The 14,043-nt window shown below is 72.9% G+C and carries 16 protein-coding genes and 1 pseudogene; 14 read left to right on the top strand and 3 right to left on the bottom strand.

The window, feature by feature from the left end:
- Window positions 1-33: 33 nt before the first annotated feature.
- The 7 genes from Dsi01nite_RS35800 (at window position 34) to Dsi01nite_RS35770 (ending at window position 5,815) form a co-directional block, all read left to right on the top strand.
- Window positions 34-534 (top strand): hypothetical protein, encoded by a 501-nt coding sequence (locus Dsi01nite_RS35800; protein ID WP_203850795.1) that lies wholly within the window; start codon window positions 34-36, stop codon window positions 532-534.
- The gene (locus Dsi01nite_RS35795; protein ID WP_203850794.1) at window positions 531-1,571 is read left to right on the top strand and encodes a peptidoglycan-binding protein; all 1,041 of its coding nucleotides are present in this window, start codon (window positions 531-533) and stop codon (window positions 1,569-1,571) included. The genes Dsi01nite_RS35800 and Dsi01nite_RS35795 overlap by 4 nt, the downstream gene beginning before the upstream one ends.
- Entirely contained in the window at window positions 1,568-2,221 is a 654-nt protein-coding gene (locus tag Dsi01nite_RS35790) for an ABC transporter ATP-binding protein (RefSeq protein WP_203850793.1), read from the top strand. Before Dsi01nite_RS35795 ends, Dsi01nite_RS35790 begins: the two co-directional genes overlap by 4 nt.
- Window positions 2,218-3,408, top strand: a complete 1,191-nt coding sequence (locus Dsi01nite_RS35785) for an ABC transporter permease (protein ID WP_203850792.1) — start codon at window positions 2,218-2,220, stop codon at window positions 3,406-3,408. Before Dsi01nite_RS35790 ends, Dsi01nite_RS35785 begins: the two co-directional genes overlap by 4 nt.
- 181 nt (window positions 3,409-3,589) lie before the next feature.
- The gene (locus Dsi01nite_RS35780; protein ID WP_203850791.1) at window positions 3,590-4,000 is read left to right on the top strand and encodes a GntR family transcriptional regulator; all 411 of its coding nucleotides are present in this window, start codon (window positions 3,590-3,592) and stop codon (window positions 3,998-4,000) included.
- A complete protein-coding gene (locus Dsi01nite_RS35775) occupies window positions 3,984-4,853 on the top strand; it encodes an ABC transporter ATP-binding protein (RefSeq protein WP_203850790.1) in 870 nt (289 codons plus the stop codon). Before Dsi01nite_RS35780 ends, Dsi01nite_RS35775 begins: the two co-directional genes overlap by 17 nt.
- Window positions 4,850-5,815 (top strand): ABC-2 membrane transporter-related protein, encoded by a 966-nt coding sequence (locus tag Dsi01nite_RS35770; RefSeq protein WP_203850789.1) that lies wholly within the window; start codon window positions 4,850-4,852, stop codon window positions 5,813-5,815. Before Dsi01nite_RS35775 ends, Dsi01nite_RS35770 begins: the two co-directional genes overlap by 4 nt.
- A gap of 4 nt (window positions 5,816-5,819) precedes the next feature.
- Here the strand turns inward: Dsi01nite_RS35770 and Dsi01nite_RS35765 are convergent, their stop codons facing one another.
- Complete coding sequence (locus Dsi01nite_RS35765) at window positions 5,820-7,415, bottom strand: leucine-rich repeat domain-containing protein (RefSeq protein ID WP_203850788.1); 1,596 nt, start codon at window positions 7,413-7,415, stop codon at window positions 5,820-5,822.
- Window positions 7,416-7,465: 50 nt separating this feature from the next.
- Here Dsi01nite_RS35765 and Dsi01nite_RS35760 point away from each other — a divergent pair, with 50 nt between their 5' ends.
- On the top strand, window positions 7,466-7,834 hold the full coding sequence (locus Dsi01nite_RS35760; protein WP_203850787.1) for a hypothetical protein: 369 nt from the start codon (window positions 7,466-7,468) through the stop codon (window positions 7,832-7,834).
- A gap of 10 nt (window positions 7,835-7,844) precedes the next feature.
- Here Dsi01nite_RS35760 and Dsi01nite_RS35755 read toward each other — a convergent pair.
- Window positions 7,845-7,991, bottom strand: a pseudogene (locus tag Dsi01nite_RS35755) (response regulator transcription factor); the annotation flags it as partial.
- A 62-nt stretch (window positions 7,992-8,053) separates the two neighbouring features.
- Here Dsi01nite_RS35755 and Dsi01nite_RS35750 point away from each other — a divergent pair.
- Both Dsi01nite_RS35750 and Dsi01nite_RS35745 read left to right on the top strand, forming a co-directional pair.
- The gene (locus Dsi01nite_RS35750) at window positions 8,054-8,437 is read left to right on the top strand and encodes a hypothetical protein (RefSeq protein WP_203850786.1); all 384 of its coding nucleotides are present in this window, start codon (window positions 8,054-8,056) and stop codon (window positions 8,435-8,437) included.
- 177 nt (window positions 8,438-8,614) lie between these two features.
- Window positions 8,615-9,373, top strand: a complete 759-nt coding sequence (locus Dsi01nite_RS35745; RefSeq protein WP_203850785.1) for a DUF4253 domain-containing protein — start codon at window positions 8,615-8,617, stop codon at window positions 9,371-9,373.
- Window positions 9,374-9,376: 3 nt separating this feature from the next.
- Here the strand turns inward: Dsi01nite_RS35745 and Dsi01nite_RS35740 are convergent, their stop codons facing one another.
- Window positions 9,377-9,853: a hypothetical protein gene (locus Dsi01nite_RS35740; RefSeq protein WP_203850784.1), complete on the bottom strand. Its 477-nt coding sequence runs from the start codon at window positions 9,851-9,853 to the stop codon at window positions 9,377-9,379.
- Window positions 9,854-9,963: 110 nt separating this feature from the next.
- Between Dsi01nite_RS35740 and Dsi01nite_RS35735 the strand changes: the two genes are divergently transcribed.
- From Dsi01nite_RS35735 to Dsi01nite_RS35720, 4 genes are all read left to right on the top strand, one after another.
- Window positions 9,964-11,448 (top strand): HAMP domain-containing sensor histidine kinase, encoded by a 1,485-nt coding sequence (locus tag Dsi01nite_RS35735; protein WP_203850783.1) that lies wholly within the window; start codon window positions 9,964-9,966, stop codon window positions 11,446-11,448.
- Entirely contained in the window at window positions 11,445-12,107 is a 663-nt protein-coding gene (locus tag Dsi01nite_RS35730) for a response regulator (RefSeq protein WP_203850782.1), read from the top strand. Before Dsi01nite_RS35735 ends, Dsi01nite_RS35730 begins: the two co-directional genes overlap by 4 nt.
- 77 nt (window positions 12,108-12,184) lie before the next feature.
- Window positions 12,185-13,342: a sensor histidine kinase gene (locus Dsi01nite_RS35725; protein WP_203850781.1), complete on the top strand. Its 1,158-nt coding sequence runs from the start codon at window positions 12,185-12,187 to the stop codon at window positions 13,340-13,342.
- Window positions 13,339-14,034, top strand: a complete 696-nt coding sequence (locus Dsi01nite_RS35720; RefSeq protein ID WP_203850780.1) for a response regulator — start codon at window positions 13,339-13,341, stop codon at window positions 14,032-14,034. Before Dsi01nite_RS35725 ends, Dsi01nite_RS35720 begins: the two co-directional genes overlap by 4 nt.
- The last annotated feature ends 9 nt before the right edge of the window (window positions 14,035-14,043 follow it).

Here is a 14,043-nt window from a genome sequence, read left to right as displayed (position 1 = left end):
TGGTGTCGACCCCCGCCACGTAGACATTGCGGCATGAGACGAATGCTTGCAGTCCTGGTCCTGGTGGCCGCGTTCATGGCGGCATGCGGCGATGACGGTGGAGCACCGAAGGGTGGCTCGTCGCAGGGCGCCGCCAGCTCCTATCAGCAGTTCGCCGCATGTATGCGGGAGCACGGTCAGGACGTCCCCGACCAGGACCCCGACAGCGGCAACGTGGTGATCACACCGCCTGCGGCCAACGGCGCCTGGGACACCGCGATGAGCGCCTGCCGGCACTTCCTGCCGGACGGCGGCGAAGCGGGCGCCGTCACGCCGCAGCAACTGGAGGGCCTGCGCGCATATGCCGTGTGCATGCGCGAACACGGCGTCGAACTGACCGACCCCGACCCGACCACCGGCAAGAGCCAGTTCGGTGGCCGGCTGGCCAACGCCACCCGGGACCAGATCGTCAACGACCCGACCTACAAGGCCGCGGACGCTGCCTGCAAGGACCGGCTCGGCAACAGTGGCGCGCCGAAGGGAGGTGGCAAGTGACCCGGCTGCGCGCCGTCGTGATCACCGCGGCGACGGCCCTGGTGGCCGCGGCCGTCGCCGCCGCCTCGATCGGCTTCGGTGGGGACCCGCCGTCGCCGGGCGGCGCTCCGGCACTCGCGACCGCGCCGGTCACCCGGGTCACGCTGACCAGGACGCAGCAGGTGAACGGCACGCTGGGCTACGGCACGCCGGTGCGGGTCAGCGCGCGCGGAAACGGCACGATTACGGCTCTGCCGGTCCTGGGCACCCTGATCAGCCGCGGTGAGGCGCTGTATCAGGTCGACAACCGGCCGGTGTCGCTGTTGTACGGCGACCACCCGCTCTACCGACCGATCCAGTCCGGGGACGCGGGGTGGGACGTCAACGAGGTCGAGCAGAACCTCGCCGCCCTCGGCTATGCGGGGTTCACCGTCGACACGACGTACACCGCTTCGACCGCGACCGCGGTGCGAAAATGGCAGAAGGACCACGGACTCACCCAGACCGGGGTCTTCGAGCCCGCGACCGCGGTGATCGCCACCGGGCCGGTGCGGGTGGCCACCGTCGACGCGCAGCTCGGCGACCCCGCCAACGGCCAGATGCTCAGCTACTCCGGCACCACCCGGGTCGTGCAGATCCCGCTGGACGTGACCTACCAGAGCATGGCCAGGCAGGGCAGCACCGCCACGGTCACGCTGCCGGACGGGACGATCGTGCCCGGCACCGTCGCCACGGTCGGGTCGGTGGCCGTCGCGGGCCGTCTGGCCGAGGACCCGGCCACGATCGACGTGACGGTCACCGTGGCCGACCAGACCAGGCTCGGCACCCTCGACCGGGCGCCGGTCACGGTCTCGCTGGTCGCGGCGACCGTCGAGAACGTGCTCACCGTCCCGGTGGCCGCGCTCGTCGCACTCACCGACGGCGCCACCGGCGTCCAGGTCGTGGCCGGCTCGACCAACCACTACGTGCCCGTGGAACTCGGCATGTTCGCCGGCGGTCGGGTGCAGATCTCCGGCGACGGCATCACCGAGGGAACCCTCGTCGGGATCCCGACGTGATCACCTTCAGCGGGGTGGGCAAGTCCTACCCGGGCGGGGTCGTGGCCCTGCGCGACGTGTCGCTGACGATCGAACCCGGCGAGCTGGTGGGCATCGTCGGACCGTCCGGATCCGGCAAGTCGACGATGCTGCACCTGATGGGCGCGCTGGACCTGCCCACCAGCGGCACCGTGGCGGTCGGCGGCCGGGAGCTGTCGCGGCTGTCCGACCGGCAGCTGTCCGCTCTGCGCGGACGCACGATCGGGTTCGTCTTCCAGCAGTTCCACCTCGCCGCCGCCGTGCCGGCCGTCGACAACGTGGCGGACGGGCTGCTCTATGCCGGCGTCGGCTTGCGCGAACGGCGCCGCCGCGCCGCGGACGCCCTGCGCCGGGTCGGGCTCGGTCACCGGCTCGACCACCGGCCGCACGAACTGTCCGGTGGCGAGCGGCAGCGGGTCGCCATCGCCCGCGCCGTCCTCGGTGATCCCCCCTTGCTGCTGGCCGACGAGCCGACCGGAAACCTCGACACGGAGTCCGGGGCGCACGTGCTGCGGCTGCTGCACGAACTGCACTCTGGAGGTACCACCGTCGTGCTCATCACCCACGACCGGGACATCGCCGCGGGCCTGCCGCGGCGGGTCGAGATCCGCGACGGCCAGGTGACGTCATGACGGCACCGTCGCGCCTGCTGCCCCGCGACGTCGCCCGGGTCGGCGCCACCGGCCTGCGGACCCGGCCGCTGCGCGCGGTGCTCGCGGCGTTGGGCATCGCGATCGGTATCGCGGCCATGGTCTGCGTCGTGGGTATCGCGAGCTCCAGCCGGGCCCACATCGACGAGCAACTCGCCAGGCTCGGCACCAACCTGCTCAGGATCAGTCCGGGGGAGACCATGCTCGGCGACGAGGCGCACCTGCCCACCGACGCCGTCGCGATGGTCGGCCGGATACCTGAGGTCACTTCGGTGACGGCAACCGCGAGAACCACCGCTCACGTGTACCGCAGCGAACACATGCCGGCGGCCCAGACGGGCAGTATCGCGGTGCTGGCCGCCCGGACCGACCTGCTCGACACCGTCCACGCCGCCGTCGCCCGCGGCACCTGGCTCAACGCGGCGACCGAGACCTACCCGGCCGTCGTGCTCGGCGTCACCGCGGCCCGGCGGCTCGGCATCACCGCGCCCAGCCCCGAGGTCAAGGTGTGGCTCAACCACCAATGGTTCGCCGTGGTCGGCCTGCTCGACGCGGTGCCCCTCGCACCGGAACTGGACAACGCCGCGCTGATCGGCTGGCCGGCGGCGATCGCGCAGCTGGGCTTCGACGGCTATCCGACGACCATCTACACCCGTGCCCGCGACGACTCGGTCGTGCCGGTCCAGGCGATTTTGGCCAGAACGGCGAACCCGGAACATCCGAACGAGGTGAAGGTGTCGCGGCCGTCGGACGCGTTGGCCGCGAAGGCGGCGACCGACAGCACGCTCTCGGGCCTCCTGCTCGGGCTCGGCGCCGTGGCCCTGCTGGTCGGTGGCGTCGGCGTGGCGAACACCATGGTGATCTCGGTGCTGGAGCGGCGTTCCGAGATCGGTCTGCGCCGGGCCCTGGGCGCGACCCGCGGACACATCCGGCTGCAGTTTCTCACCGAGTCGCAGTTGCTGTCGGCGCTCGGCGGCGTCGGCGGGGTCGTGGTGGGTATCGCCGTCACCGGCGCCTATGCGGCCTATCAGGGCTGGCCCACGGTGGTTCCGGCCTGGGCAACGGTCGGTGGGGTGCTCGCGACGCTGATGATCGGCGGCGGTGCCGGCAGCTATCCGGCATGGCGCGCATCCCGCCTGTCCCCGACCGAAGCACTGGCCGCGCCGTGACCTGACGCCCCGCTCGGCCAGGAGTCGAAGGTGTCGGCTGTCCTACCGTGCCGGCACCCCGCTGGACTCGGTCGCCTCGGCCCGGCGCGCCCACACGGCGAACCTCATCGAGCCGCGTTCTTGACATCGGCGCGATCGCATGACCATCATTCCACTAAGCACTTAATGGAATGAGGCTTTGGTGATCGACTTCCAGCTCGATGACCGGTCCGGCGTCGCCACCTACCTGCAGCTGGCACAGCAGGTGCGGCACGCGCTGCGGCTGGGCCTGCTGGAGCCCGGTGACAAGCTGCCGACGGCGAAAGAGGTCGTGGCGAAGCTCGCCATCAACCCCAACACGGTGTTGAAGGCCTACCGGGAGCTGGAGCGCGAAGGGCTGCTGGTGGTCCGGCAGGGCTCGGGCACGTTCGTGCGCACGTCCCTCGCCCCACGCGACCAGGCCGAGCTGGTCGAGCTGCAGCAGCGGCTGACCGACTGGGTGGCCGCGGCCCGCCGGGCGGGGCTGATCGACGAGGACATCGAGGCGATGTACCGCGCGGTGATGCGCAAAGACACCCATGACACGGAGGAACTGCATGACACCCGTGCTTGAGGCGGAGGGCCTGGGCCGCCGCTACGGACGGCAGTGGGCGCTGCGCGACTGCACCCTGGCGCTGCCGGGCGGGCAGGTGATCGGCCTCGTCGGTCCCAACGGCGCCGGCAAGACCACCCTGCTGAGCCTCGCGGTCGGCCTGCTGCGGCCCACCGAGGGCGAGGTGCGCGTCCTGGGCCGCCGGCCGCGCTCCCCCGGCACGGTCGCCGAGGTCGGGTTCGTCGCGCAGGACAAGCCGCTGTACCGCAACCTCACCGTCGCCGAGACCCTGCGCATGGGCGCCTGGCTCAACCCCGGCTGGGACGCGCCCGGCGCCCGGGACCGGATCACCCGGATCGGCCTGCCGATGGACCAGAAGGTCGGCAAGCTGTCCGGCGGGCAGCGCTCCCAGCTCGCGCTCACCGTGGCCCTGAGCAAACGGCCGAAGCTGTTGCTGCTCGACGAGCCGGTCGCCGACCTGGACCCGATCGCCCGCCGCGACTTCCTCAGGACCCTGATGAGCGAGGTCGCCGAGTCCGGCGTGACGGTCGTGCTGTCCTCGCACCTGCTCGCCGACGTCGAGAAGACCTGCGAATTCCTGGTGCTGCTGGCCACGTCGCACGTCCAGCTCGCCGACGACACCGAGACCCTGCTGTCGCAGCACCGGATGGTCACCGGCCCCCGGGCCGACGCGCAGTCGTTGTTCTCCGCGCACACGGTGGTCCAGGCCGACTACGCCGAACGGCAGGCAACCCTGCTGGTCCGCGGCCGCGCCCCGATCAACGATCCGATGTGGACGGTCCGGCCGGTCTCGCTGGAGGAGCTGGCACTCGCCTACATGTCCACTTCGCTGCCGCAGGAGGTCGCCGCATGATCCGGCTCGCGTGGCGGCTCGCCCGCCCCAACCTGGTGTCCTCCGCCGTCCTGCTGGCCGTCGTCGTCGGGTATGCGGTCCTGACGAACCGGGCGATGACCGCCCAGTTGCGCGACTCAGGGCTGGACGCGTGCATCGCGTCCGGCGGCGACTGCGACCTGCTCGCCCAGGCCTTCAGCGACAGGTTCAACCTGATCATCAACTCGTTCGGGCTGCTCAACCTGGCGCCGATGCTGCTCGGGGTCTTCTGGGGCGGGCCGCTCGTCGCCCGGGAGCTCGAGCAGGGCACGCACCGCCTGGTCTGGACGCAGTCGCACGGCCGTGGCCGGTGGCTGGCCGCGCGGCTCGGGCTGTACCTGGCCGGCGCCGTCGCGGTGACCGCGATCATGACCGAGGTGATGACCTGGTGGTTCAAGCCGCTGGAGCGCGTCCAGGTCGAGGGCGACGCCGCGTTCGGGCGGCTCAACTCGGACGTGTTCGACTTCCGTGGCATCGTCCCGCTCGCCTACACCGTGTTCGCGTTCGCGGTCGGCGTCGCCGCGGGGGCCCTGTTCAAGCGGACCATCCCGGCGATGGTGGCCACGCTCGCCATCTACCTGCCGGTCAAGATCGGTGTCCTGCTGCTGCGGGAACGGTTCCAACCGCCGCTCACCGAGACGTACCCGTTCGGCACCACCAGCCCGCGCGCCGGGAAAGGCGACTGGCGGATCGCGCATGAGGTCATCGACAAGGCCGGCACCGTCACCAACCGTGTCTCCGTGCCGGCCGTGTGCCGGACGTTGCCGGACGAGGCGGCGATGCGCGCCTGCGTCACGGAGCAGGGCGGCTACCGGTTCGTCGACACCTACCAGCCGGTGGGGCGGTTCTGGACCTTCCAGCTGATCGAGTCGGGCATCTTCGTCGGCCTGTCCGCGGCGGTGCTCGCCCTCGCGGTGTGGTGGGTCGTGCGCAAGCTCGCCTGACGGTTCACAGCTCGGCCTGCGGGCACACCTCCCGGACGCGGGCGCGGGAGGCCGCGTCGAGGCGGTTGTACCGCAGGTCGAGCCGGTCCAGCGGCAGCGTGAACAGGTCCTCGGGCAGGGACCGCAGCTCGTTGAACGACAGGTCGAGGATCCGCAGCGCCCGGAATCCGCCGATGCCCGCGAGGTCACCGGCGGTGAGCGGGCCGCGGCCGCCCTTGTCGCTCGGCCCCCACCGGTCCACGGACAGCTCCACCAGGGTGGCGACCGGCACGGCGAACACCGGGCGCAGCAGCGAGTGCGGCGGCACGGGCACCGCACTGTGGTCGGTGCCGCCGGACAGCCGCAGCACCCGCAGCCGCGACAGCCCGGCGAGGCTGGGCAGCGGGGTCCGCAGCAGCCCGAGCGCGTTGCCGAGATCCAGCTCCTCGACGTCCGGCAGGTCCGCCGGCAGCGCGTCGAAGCAGTTGCCGGACAGGTCGAGGCGGCGCAGGTGCCGCAGCCCGGTGAGGCCGGGCGGGACCCGCCGCAGGTGCTGCCACGTCGAGCCCCGCAGCGACAGCTCCCGCACCTCGGCGGGGATGCCGGCGAGGTTGGTGCCGTCGGCGACCAGCCGCCGCAGCCCGGTCAGGTCCGCGGGCAGTTCGAACACCGGCAGGTCCCCCGTCGCGGACGGGCGGGCCAGACCGGACACGTCGAGCTCGACCAGGCTGGTGAGACCCGCCGGCAGGGCCGGCAGCGGGTTGCCGGCGACGCGGAGCACCCGCAGCGCGGGCAGCGCGGCGACGGCGGCGGGCAGCGACGTCAGCCGGCACGAACGCACCGACAGCGTCTCCAGGGCGGTGAGCGCGGCGATGCCCTCCGGCAGCGTGCCGAGCGCGGTCCGGTCCAGCACGAGGGTCCGCAGCCACGGCATGGCGAGGATCTGCTCGGGAAACCCGTCGAGGTCCCGGCCGGTGAGGTCGAGATGGTCGTCACGGGCGACGGCGATGTCGGCGAGCGTCTGTTCCCGGGCGGTCATCGCCCCGGGCAGCAGGACCGGCAGCCCGGCCCGCAGCCGCTCCAGGAACGCGTCCAGGTCCAGGTTGCCGCGCTTCGCGTCGAGCACGTCGGGCACGAACGACTCGGTGATGGTGCCGCGGTGGAAGTCGCCGTCGACGCCGAAGTTGTCGACGCGGGTCGCGCCGGGCGCGGTGACCCGCAGGTCGTGGTCGGAGTTCACGACCCACGGCGTGTCGATCCGGCCGGTCTCCAGGATGCCGTCGTTGTAGTGCCCGTAGACGAAGCACGTGAACGCGCCGTCACCCAGGTACACCTCGGCGTCGCCGCCCTCGAGGGTCTCCGCCCGGGTGAACCCGCCGACGTAGACGCCCGGCGTCGCCTCGTAGGCGGCGACGGCCCCGCCGACGGTGAGGTTCCCGGCGAACGCGACGAGGTCGAACGGGCCGGGCGCGACGGCCTCGACGGCGGGCAGGAGGTCGCCGTCGAACGTCACGTCACCGGCGAACAACAGCACCGTCTCGTAGTAGCCCTGGAAGCAGGCGGACAGGCCGCCGTCGAGGCGGGCGTCGGCTTCGGCGAACGGCAGCAGCTCCGGGATCACCCAGGCGATCGTAGTAGGCGAGGATCCGGGTGTACGACTACCGTCAGCGGATGAGCTCAGGACGGTTGGTCCTCATCGCCGGCGCGACCCTGCTGGCGCTGGCGGCGTGCAGTGACTCCCCCGCTACTCCTTCGGCCGCGCCGACCTCCGGCACCGCGACCAGCGGCGACTGCGGTGGCGCCGGCACCAGGGTCCAGGAGCGCCTGGCCCGGCCCGGCGTGCAGGGGGTGAGGGTCGAGGGCCAGTGCACGACCGTCGTCATCGCCACCACCCTGTCCGACGGCGACGCCGGCACCGCCCGCCAGCTGTGCGACCTGGCGGCCGAGGTGGCCTACACCGGCGGCGTCAACGGGATCCGGGTCCTCGGCCAGGCGGACAAGGAACTCGCGCGGGGCAGCGCCGGCGCGAAGTGCACCTGACAGGTCCGACCTACCGAGCGGCGCGCGGAACGATGAGGCCTGACTCGTAGGCGACAATCACGGCCTGCACCCGATCGCGGACACCGAGTTTGAACAGCACCCGGCTCACGTGGGTCTTGACGGTCTCGGCGCTCACGACGAGCCGGTCGGCGATCTGCGGTCGGGGTCGTCGGTGGCGCGCTCGCCGGCAGATCCCTGCTCCACGGCGAAGGGCTCACCGTGGCCCTCGGCTACGGGCCACCCACGTTGTCCGACCCGACGTTCCGCCGCGCCGTGCTCGGCACCGTGCTGTATCTGGTGCTGGTGTCGCTGCTCAGCGCCGGGATCGCCGCCGGGGTGCGGCACAACGGTGCCGCGGTCGGCGCCGTCGTCGCGCTGCTCTACGGGCCGTACCTGGTCACCCTCATCGTGCCCATGCCGGCCCACACGCTGCACCTCATCCAGAAGATCTCGCCGATGACCGCCGGGCTGGCGGTCCAGTCGACGGTCGCGGGCAGTGCCACCGCACCGCTGCAGCCATGGGGAGGGCTCGCGGTGTTGGCCGCGTACGCGGCCGGCCTCCTGGCCGTGGGCGGCGTGCTGTTCAAGGTGCGCGACGCCTGACGGACCCGTGCCGGCAGTTCGTCGACCGGCCGGTTTCCGACGCTGCGCAACCCGGGTGGAGACCGGCCGCAGACCGTGCGGTCCGGGCCACGCGGCAGCCCGCGTCGGAAACGGCGGCCGCGTTGGACGGCGCAGGTCACCTGTATTTGACCGCGTGAATCGACTACGGTCGTGCTGGTGACTGCCAAGCGTCTGACGCTGCCCGCCCGGGTCAAGGCCCTCACGGTGCCGCTGCCCGCCGGGAAGCACATCCGTCCCGACCTCGACGACGACGAGCCCGCGGTGCTGTGGCTGAGCAAGACGGCGCCGCCACCCGGGCTGTGGGAGGAGCTGCGGGCCGCGCACCCCACCTCCGGCCTGTGGCCGCTGCTGCTGACGCCGCTCGAAGGCGACGCGGCCCGGCCGTGGGTCGAGGGTGAGCTGGTCCCCGACGACATGTCCGACCCGGCCTCGCACGACCCCGCCGACCTGCTGTCGTCGTGGTGGGCCGGGTCCGAGACCGGCGGCGGCGCCTGGCCCGGCCTGGCACCCGCGGCCGGCCCCGACGAGGCCGCGGCCGACGCGACCGCCGACCGGGAGGCGGCGGCGCTGCTCGCCTCCCGGCGCCAGTGGCGGCTCGGCCTGGTCGCCGCCGGCCGTGGCGCGGACGCCCCGACCGTCGCCGGCTGGGACGGCCCGGCCAACCACACCGGCGACACCGCCGAGATCTCCGCCGTGCTGCGCAGCTGGGAGGACCGCTTCGGCGCCCGCGTCGTCGGGCTCGGCTACGCCGAACTGTTCCTGAGCGTCGCCGCCCCGCCGGCCACCGTCGACGAGGCGCTGCGTATCGGGGCGGAACACGTCGCGTTCTGCCCCGACACCCTCAACGACCTGCCGCTGGACGCCTACGCCGCGGGCCTGGTCGACCTGCCGGCCTGGCATTTCTGGTGGGACTGACCGCTATTTGTCGAAGTTCATGCCGCTCGGCTCGAGTTCCTTGCACGCCGTGCGCGCCTCCTGCCACTTCGGGTGGGCCGTGATCGGCACCAGCGCCGGCGGCGGGTGAAAGTCGCCGTTGCTGTCCGCGTCGGGCAGTTCGGGTATGCCGTGGGTCTGGATGCAGGCCCCCCATTTGCGCAGCTGGGCGACCTCCTCGGCGGTGCGCTCCCGGCGCGGCGGCGGGCCTTTCGCGCCCCGGAACAGCTCCTCGCACGCCGGTGGCGCGGGCAGGTCGCCGGCCGGGGGCGGAATCACCCACGTGCCCTCGGCCTCGACCGGGTCGGGATAGTCGGGAAAGCCGTTGTCGCGCATGCAGCGCACGGCCTCGAGGAGCTTGGCGTGGTCGGCCCCGCTGGACGGACGGGCGGTGGGCTGGCCGCCGCCGCACCCGGTCAGGACGAGCAGCGCCACCACCACAATCGGTCGGACTCGCTTCATGCCACCCACCGTCGCGGTTGCGGGTCGGCCGCCACTTCCCCCAAAGGTGGGCCGGTGAACCCCCCGATCTGGGGTCCGGGGTGCCCCCGCAGGCTGGGTAACCTGAGGTGGTGTCCATCCGGTTCGGCCTGCGCGGCCGCATGGCCGTGTCCTACGTGCTCGTGTCGGCGGCCGCGGTGCTGGTCGTCGAGGCGGTGCTGCTGGCGGTGGTGATCCCGCGGATCCGCGCCGCCAGCGACAGCGTCAGCCAGGCCAGGCAGCGCGAGGCCATGACGGACAGCGCGAACCTGCGACTCAAGAGCGAGGCCACGGCGCTGGACGTCGCGACCGCCCTCGGAGGCACCGTCACCGTCCTGGCCGCCAGGGCGCCCGGCAGCTCCGGGCCGCCGGAACTGTTGAGCGGCGCCGCCGCCGAGCACTACCAGGGGAAGGACAAGCCCACGGACGCCGCCGACGCGGTCGAGGTGGTCGCGACGACCGACGGGCGGGTCGTGCGGAGCACCTCCGCCGACTTCCCGGCCGGCTCGACGCTACCCACCGCCGTCACGGCGCCCGGCAGCGGCACGACCGACGTCTCGGGGCGCACCGCCGGCTGGGCCACCCGGCCGGTGGAGCTCACCACCGCGTCGGGCCGCACGGTGATCGGCGTGGTCTACGTCCGGACACCGGCACAGTCCACCGGCGGCGGCGACCTGACCGCCACCAGGATCAGCCAGGCGGTCACCTCCCTGGTCGTGCCTGGGTTGGCGGTGCTGGTGCTGCTCCTGCCGGTCGGCGCGTTGTTCGGCCTGCTCAGCACCGGCGGGGTGATCCGGCGGGTGCGGCGGCTCGCCGCCGGCGCCACCGCGATGGCCGACGGCGACCTGCAGGCCCGGATCCCGGTCGCCGGCAAGGACGAGCTGGGCCGGTTGGAGGCGGCGTTCAACACCCTTGCCCAGCGTCTGGACGCGGCGGTCGAGGTCGAGCGGACGATGGCCGGCGCGGCGGCGCGGCGGGCCGAACGGACCCGGATCACCCGGGAGCTGCACGACTCGATCTCCCAGGACCTGTTCTCGGCGAACCTGCTCGCCGGCGGGCTGCGCCGGGCGCTGCCGGCGGACACCGAGCTGCGCCGGCAGGCCGAGGCCATGGAGGAGTCGCTCGGCCGCACGATGCGGGAGATGCGCGCGATGCTGCTGCAGCTGCGGCCGATCGCGCTGGAGGACGCCGGGCTCGCCGAGGCGCTCGCCGAGCTGTGCCGCGCGTATGAGGCCCGGCTCGGCATCGCCATCACCATGCACGTCGACCCGGTGCCGCTGGAACCGGCGGTCGAGCACGCGGTGCTGCGGATGGTGCAGGAGGCGCTCAGCAACGCAGCCCGGCACGGCGATCCCAGCGCGGTCGAGCTGCGGGTCACGGCGGCCGACGGCGGGGTCGCGGTGACCGTCCGCGACGACGGCAAGGGCTTCGACCCGGCAACCGCCGGGCGTCGCCACGGGATGGGGCTGGGACTGATGCGCGAACGGGCCGGCGAACTGGGCGGCACCCTCGACGTGGTCAGCGCCCCGCGGTCGGGCACCACGGTGACGGTGCTGCTGCCGGGTGGTGCCGGATGATCCGGATCCTGATCGTCGACGACCATCAGGTGGTGCGCCAGGGGCTGCGGTTCGTGCTGGAGCAGGAGCCCGATTGCGTGGTCGTCGGCGAGTGCGCCGACGGTGACGCGGCCCTCGCACAGGTCGACGCGGCCCGGCCCGACGTCGTCCTGCTGGACATGGTGATGCCCGGCCTCGACGGGATGGGCGTGCTGCACGCGTTGCAGGACCGCGACGAGCGGCCCTCCGTGGTGGTGCTGACGTCGTTCCCGGCCGATGATCTGGTGATGGACGCCGTGCGGGCGGGGGCGACCTCCTATCTGCCGAAGACCGCCGCGGTCGACCGGGTCGTGGAGGCGGTCCGGGCGGCGGCGACCGGCGGCAGCGTCCTGGACCCGGGGGCGGCGGCGGTCCTGGTGCGCAGCGTCCGCGACGGCGGCAGCAGCCCGCTCGCCCGGCTGTCGACCCGGGAGCGTGACGTCCTCGCGGCCCTGACGCGCGGCCGGTCCAACCGGGAGATCGCCCGCGCACTGTCGTTGAGCGAGCAGACCGTGAAGTCGTACGTGTCGAGCATCCTCACCAAGCTCGGACTGCAGGACCGCACCCAGGCCGCGATCTTCGCCCTGCAGCAGGGTCTGGTGCCGCTGCGCGAGGCCCTGCAGACCGACCGGGAACCCTGACGCACGCCCGGTGTTGGCCCGCGGGCGTACGCCCGGCGGTCGATGCCCCGGACGTGCTCGGCGAATACGGTGGGTCGGTGAACCTGCGCGCGCCGCTCGTCTGGCTCCTGTTGTGCACATACCCGCTGGTGGTGGCCTCGGCTACGGCGAACGGCGGCACGGACAGCTTCGGGCTGCCCGGGCTGCGGTACGTGCTGCCGCTGCTGGTCGTGGTCATCCCACTGGTGTTGCTGAGCCGGCGGCCACTGGTCGCGCTCACGCTCATGCTCACCGGCTGCCTGATCGTCGCCGCCTACGTCTGGTCGTGGGAGTTCGGCTTCCTGCGCGACGTGCGGTACCTGCAGTTCATCACGATCGACCTCACCGTCGGGTACATCGCAACGCATCGCAGCCCGCGGGTGTCGATCGTGGCGGCGGTCGTGGCGTGCCTCGCGGAGATCGCGGCCATCGCCGCCGGCCGGCTCGCGAGCGCACCATCCTTCATCCTGGCCGTGGTCACGGCCATGCTCGCCGCGTGGCTGATCGGCAACCGGAACCGCGAACGCCGGGCACTCGCCGAGACGACACGCGCGCAGGAAGCCTCGCAGGCGATCACCGCCGAACGGCTGCGCATCTCCCGGGAGCTGCATGACATGGTCGCGCACAGCATCGGCGTCATAGCGATCCAGGCGGGTGTGGGCGCCCGGGTGATCGACACGCAGCCGGGCGAGGCCCGCAACGCGTTGCGCACGATCGAGACGACGAGCCGGGAGACCCTCGCCGGGCTGCGCCGCGCGGTCGGGGCGCTGCGCGGCAGGGAGACCGCCGACGGGCGCTACCCCCCACCACTGGAGCCGGTGCCCGGCCTGGCGGACCTCGACCGGCTCGTCGCGGCCACCGCCGACGCCGGGGTCAGGGTCGACGTGCACTGGCGGGGACCACGCCGGCAGCTGCCGCCCGACCTGGACCTCGCCGCGTTCCGGATCATCCAGGAGGCGGTCACCAACGTGGTGCGGCATGCCGGCACCGATGTCTGCCAGGTGACGATCGGACACGGCGACGACGACCTGACCGTCGAGGTCACGGACCACGGGTCAGCAGGGGCGGTCCCGTCCGGCGAGGCGACCGGCCACGGGTTCGGGCTGCTCGGGATGCGGGAACGGGCGACCCTGTTGCGGGGGGACTTCGCCGCCGGGCCACGGCCGGCGGGCGGATACCGGGTCGCGGTCCGCCTGCCGCTGCCGGCGACCGCATGAACACCGACCGGGGCGACGATCCGCCGTCCGGCACCACGATCCGGCTGGTCCTGGTCGATGATCAACCGTTGATCCGGGCGGGGCTGCGGGTGCTCATCGCCGACACTCCCGGCATCGACCTCGTCGGCGAGGCAGGTGCCGGCGAGGAGGCGGTCCGCCTGGTCCGCTCGGTGCGGCCGGACGTGGTCGTGATGGACATCCGGATGCCGGGCATGGACGGAATCGAGGCGACCCGGCAGCTCATGGTCGACCCGGGCACCGCACGGGTCCTGATCCTCACCACGTTCGACGAGGACGAGCACGTCTACGCCGCGCTGCGCGCCGGGGCCAGCGGCTTCCTCGTCAAGGACATGGCGCTGGAGGACATCGTGCACGCGATCCGGGTCGTCGCCGCCGGGGACGCCCTCATCGCCCCGAGCGTGACCCGCCGGCTGATCGCGGTGTTCGCCGAACCGGTCGCACCGTCACGGACCCCGGCGGGTGCGCGCCGGTTGCCGGACAGCGTCACGCCCCGCGAGACCGAGGTCCTGACGCTGGTCGGCCGGGGCATGTCCAACCACGAGATCGCCGCGCACCTCACGATCAGCGTCGCCACGGCAAAGGCGCACGTGGCCCGGCTGCTGACCAAGCTGGACACCCGGGACCGGGTGCAGCTCGTCATCCGCGCCTACGAGGTCGGGCTCGTGCCCTGAACCTCGGGC

The organism is Dactylosporangium siamense, assembly GCF_016862795.1.
GTDB classification, from domain to species: Bacteria; Actinomycetota; Actinomycetes; order Mycobacteriales; family Micromonosporaceae; genus Dactylosporangium; species Dactylosporangium siamense.
The sequence above is the reverse complement of the archived record's forward strand: the minus strand, read 5'-3'. Positions and strand labels throughout refer to the sequence as shown.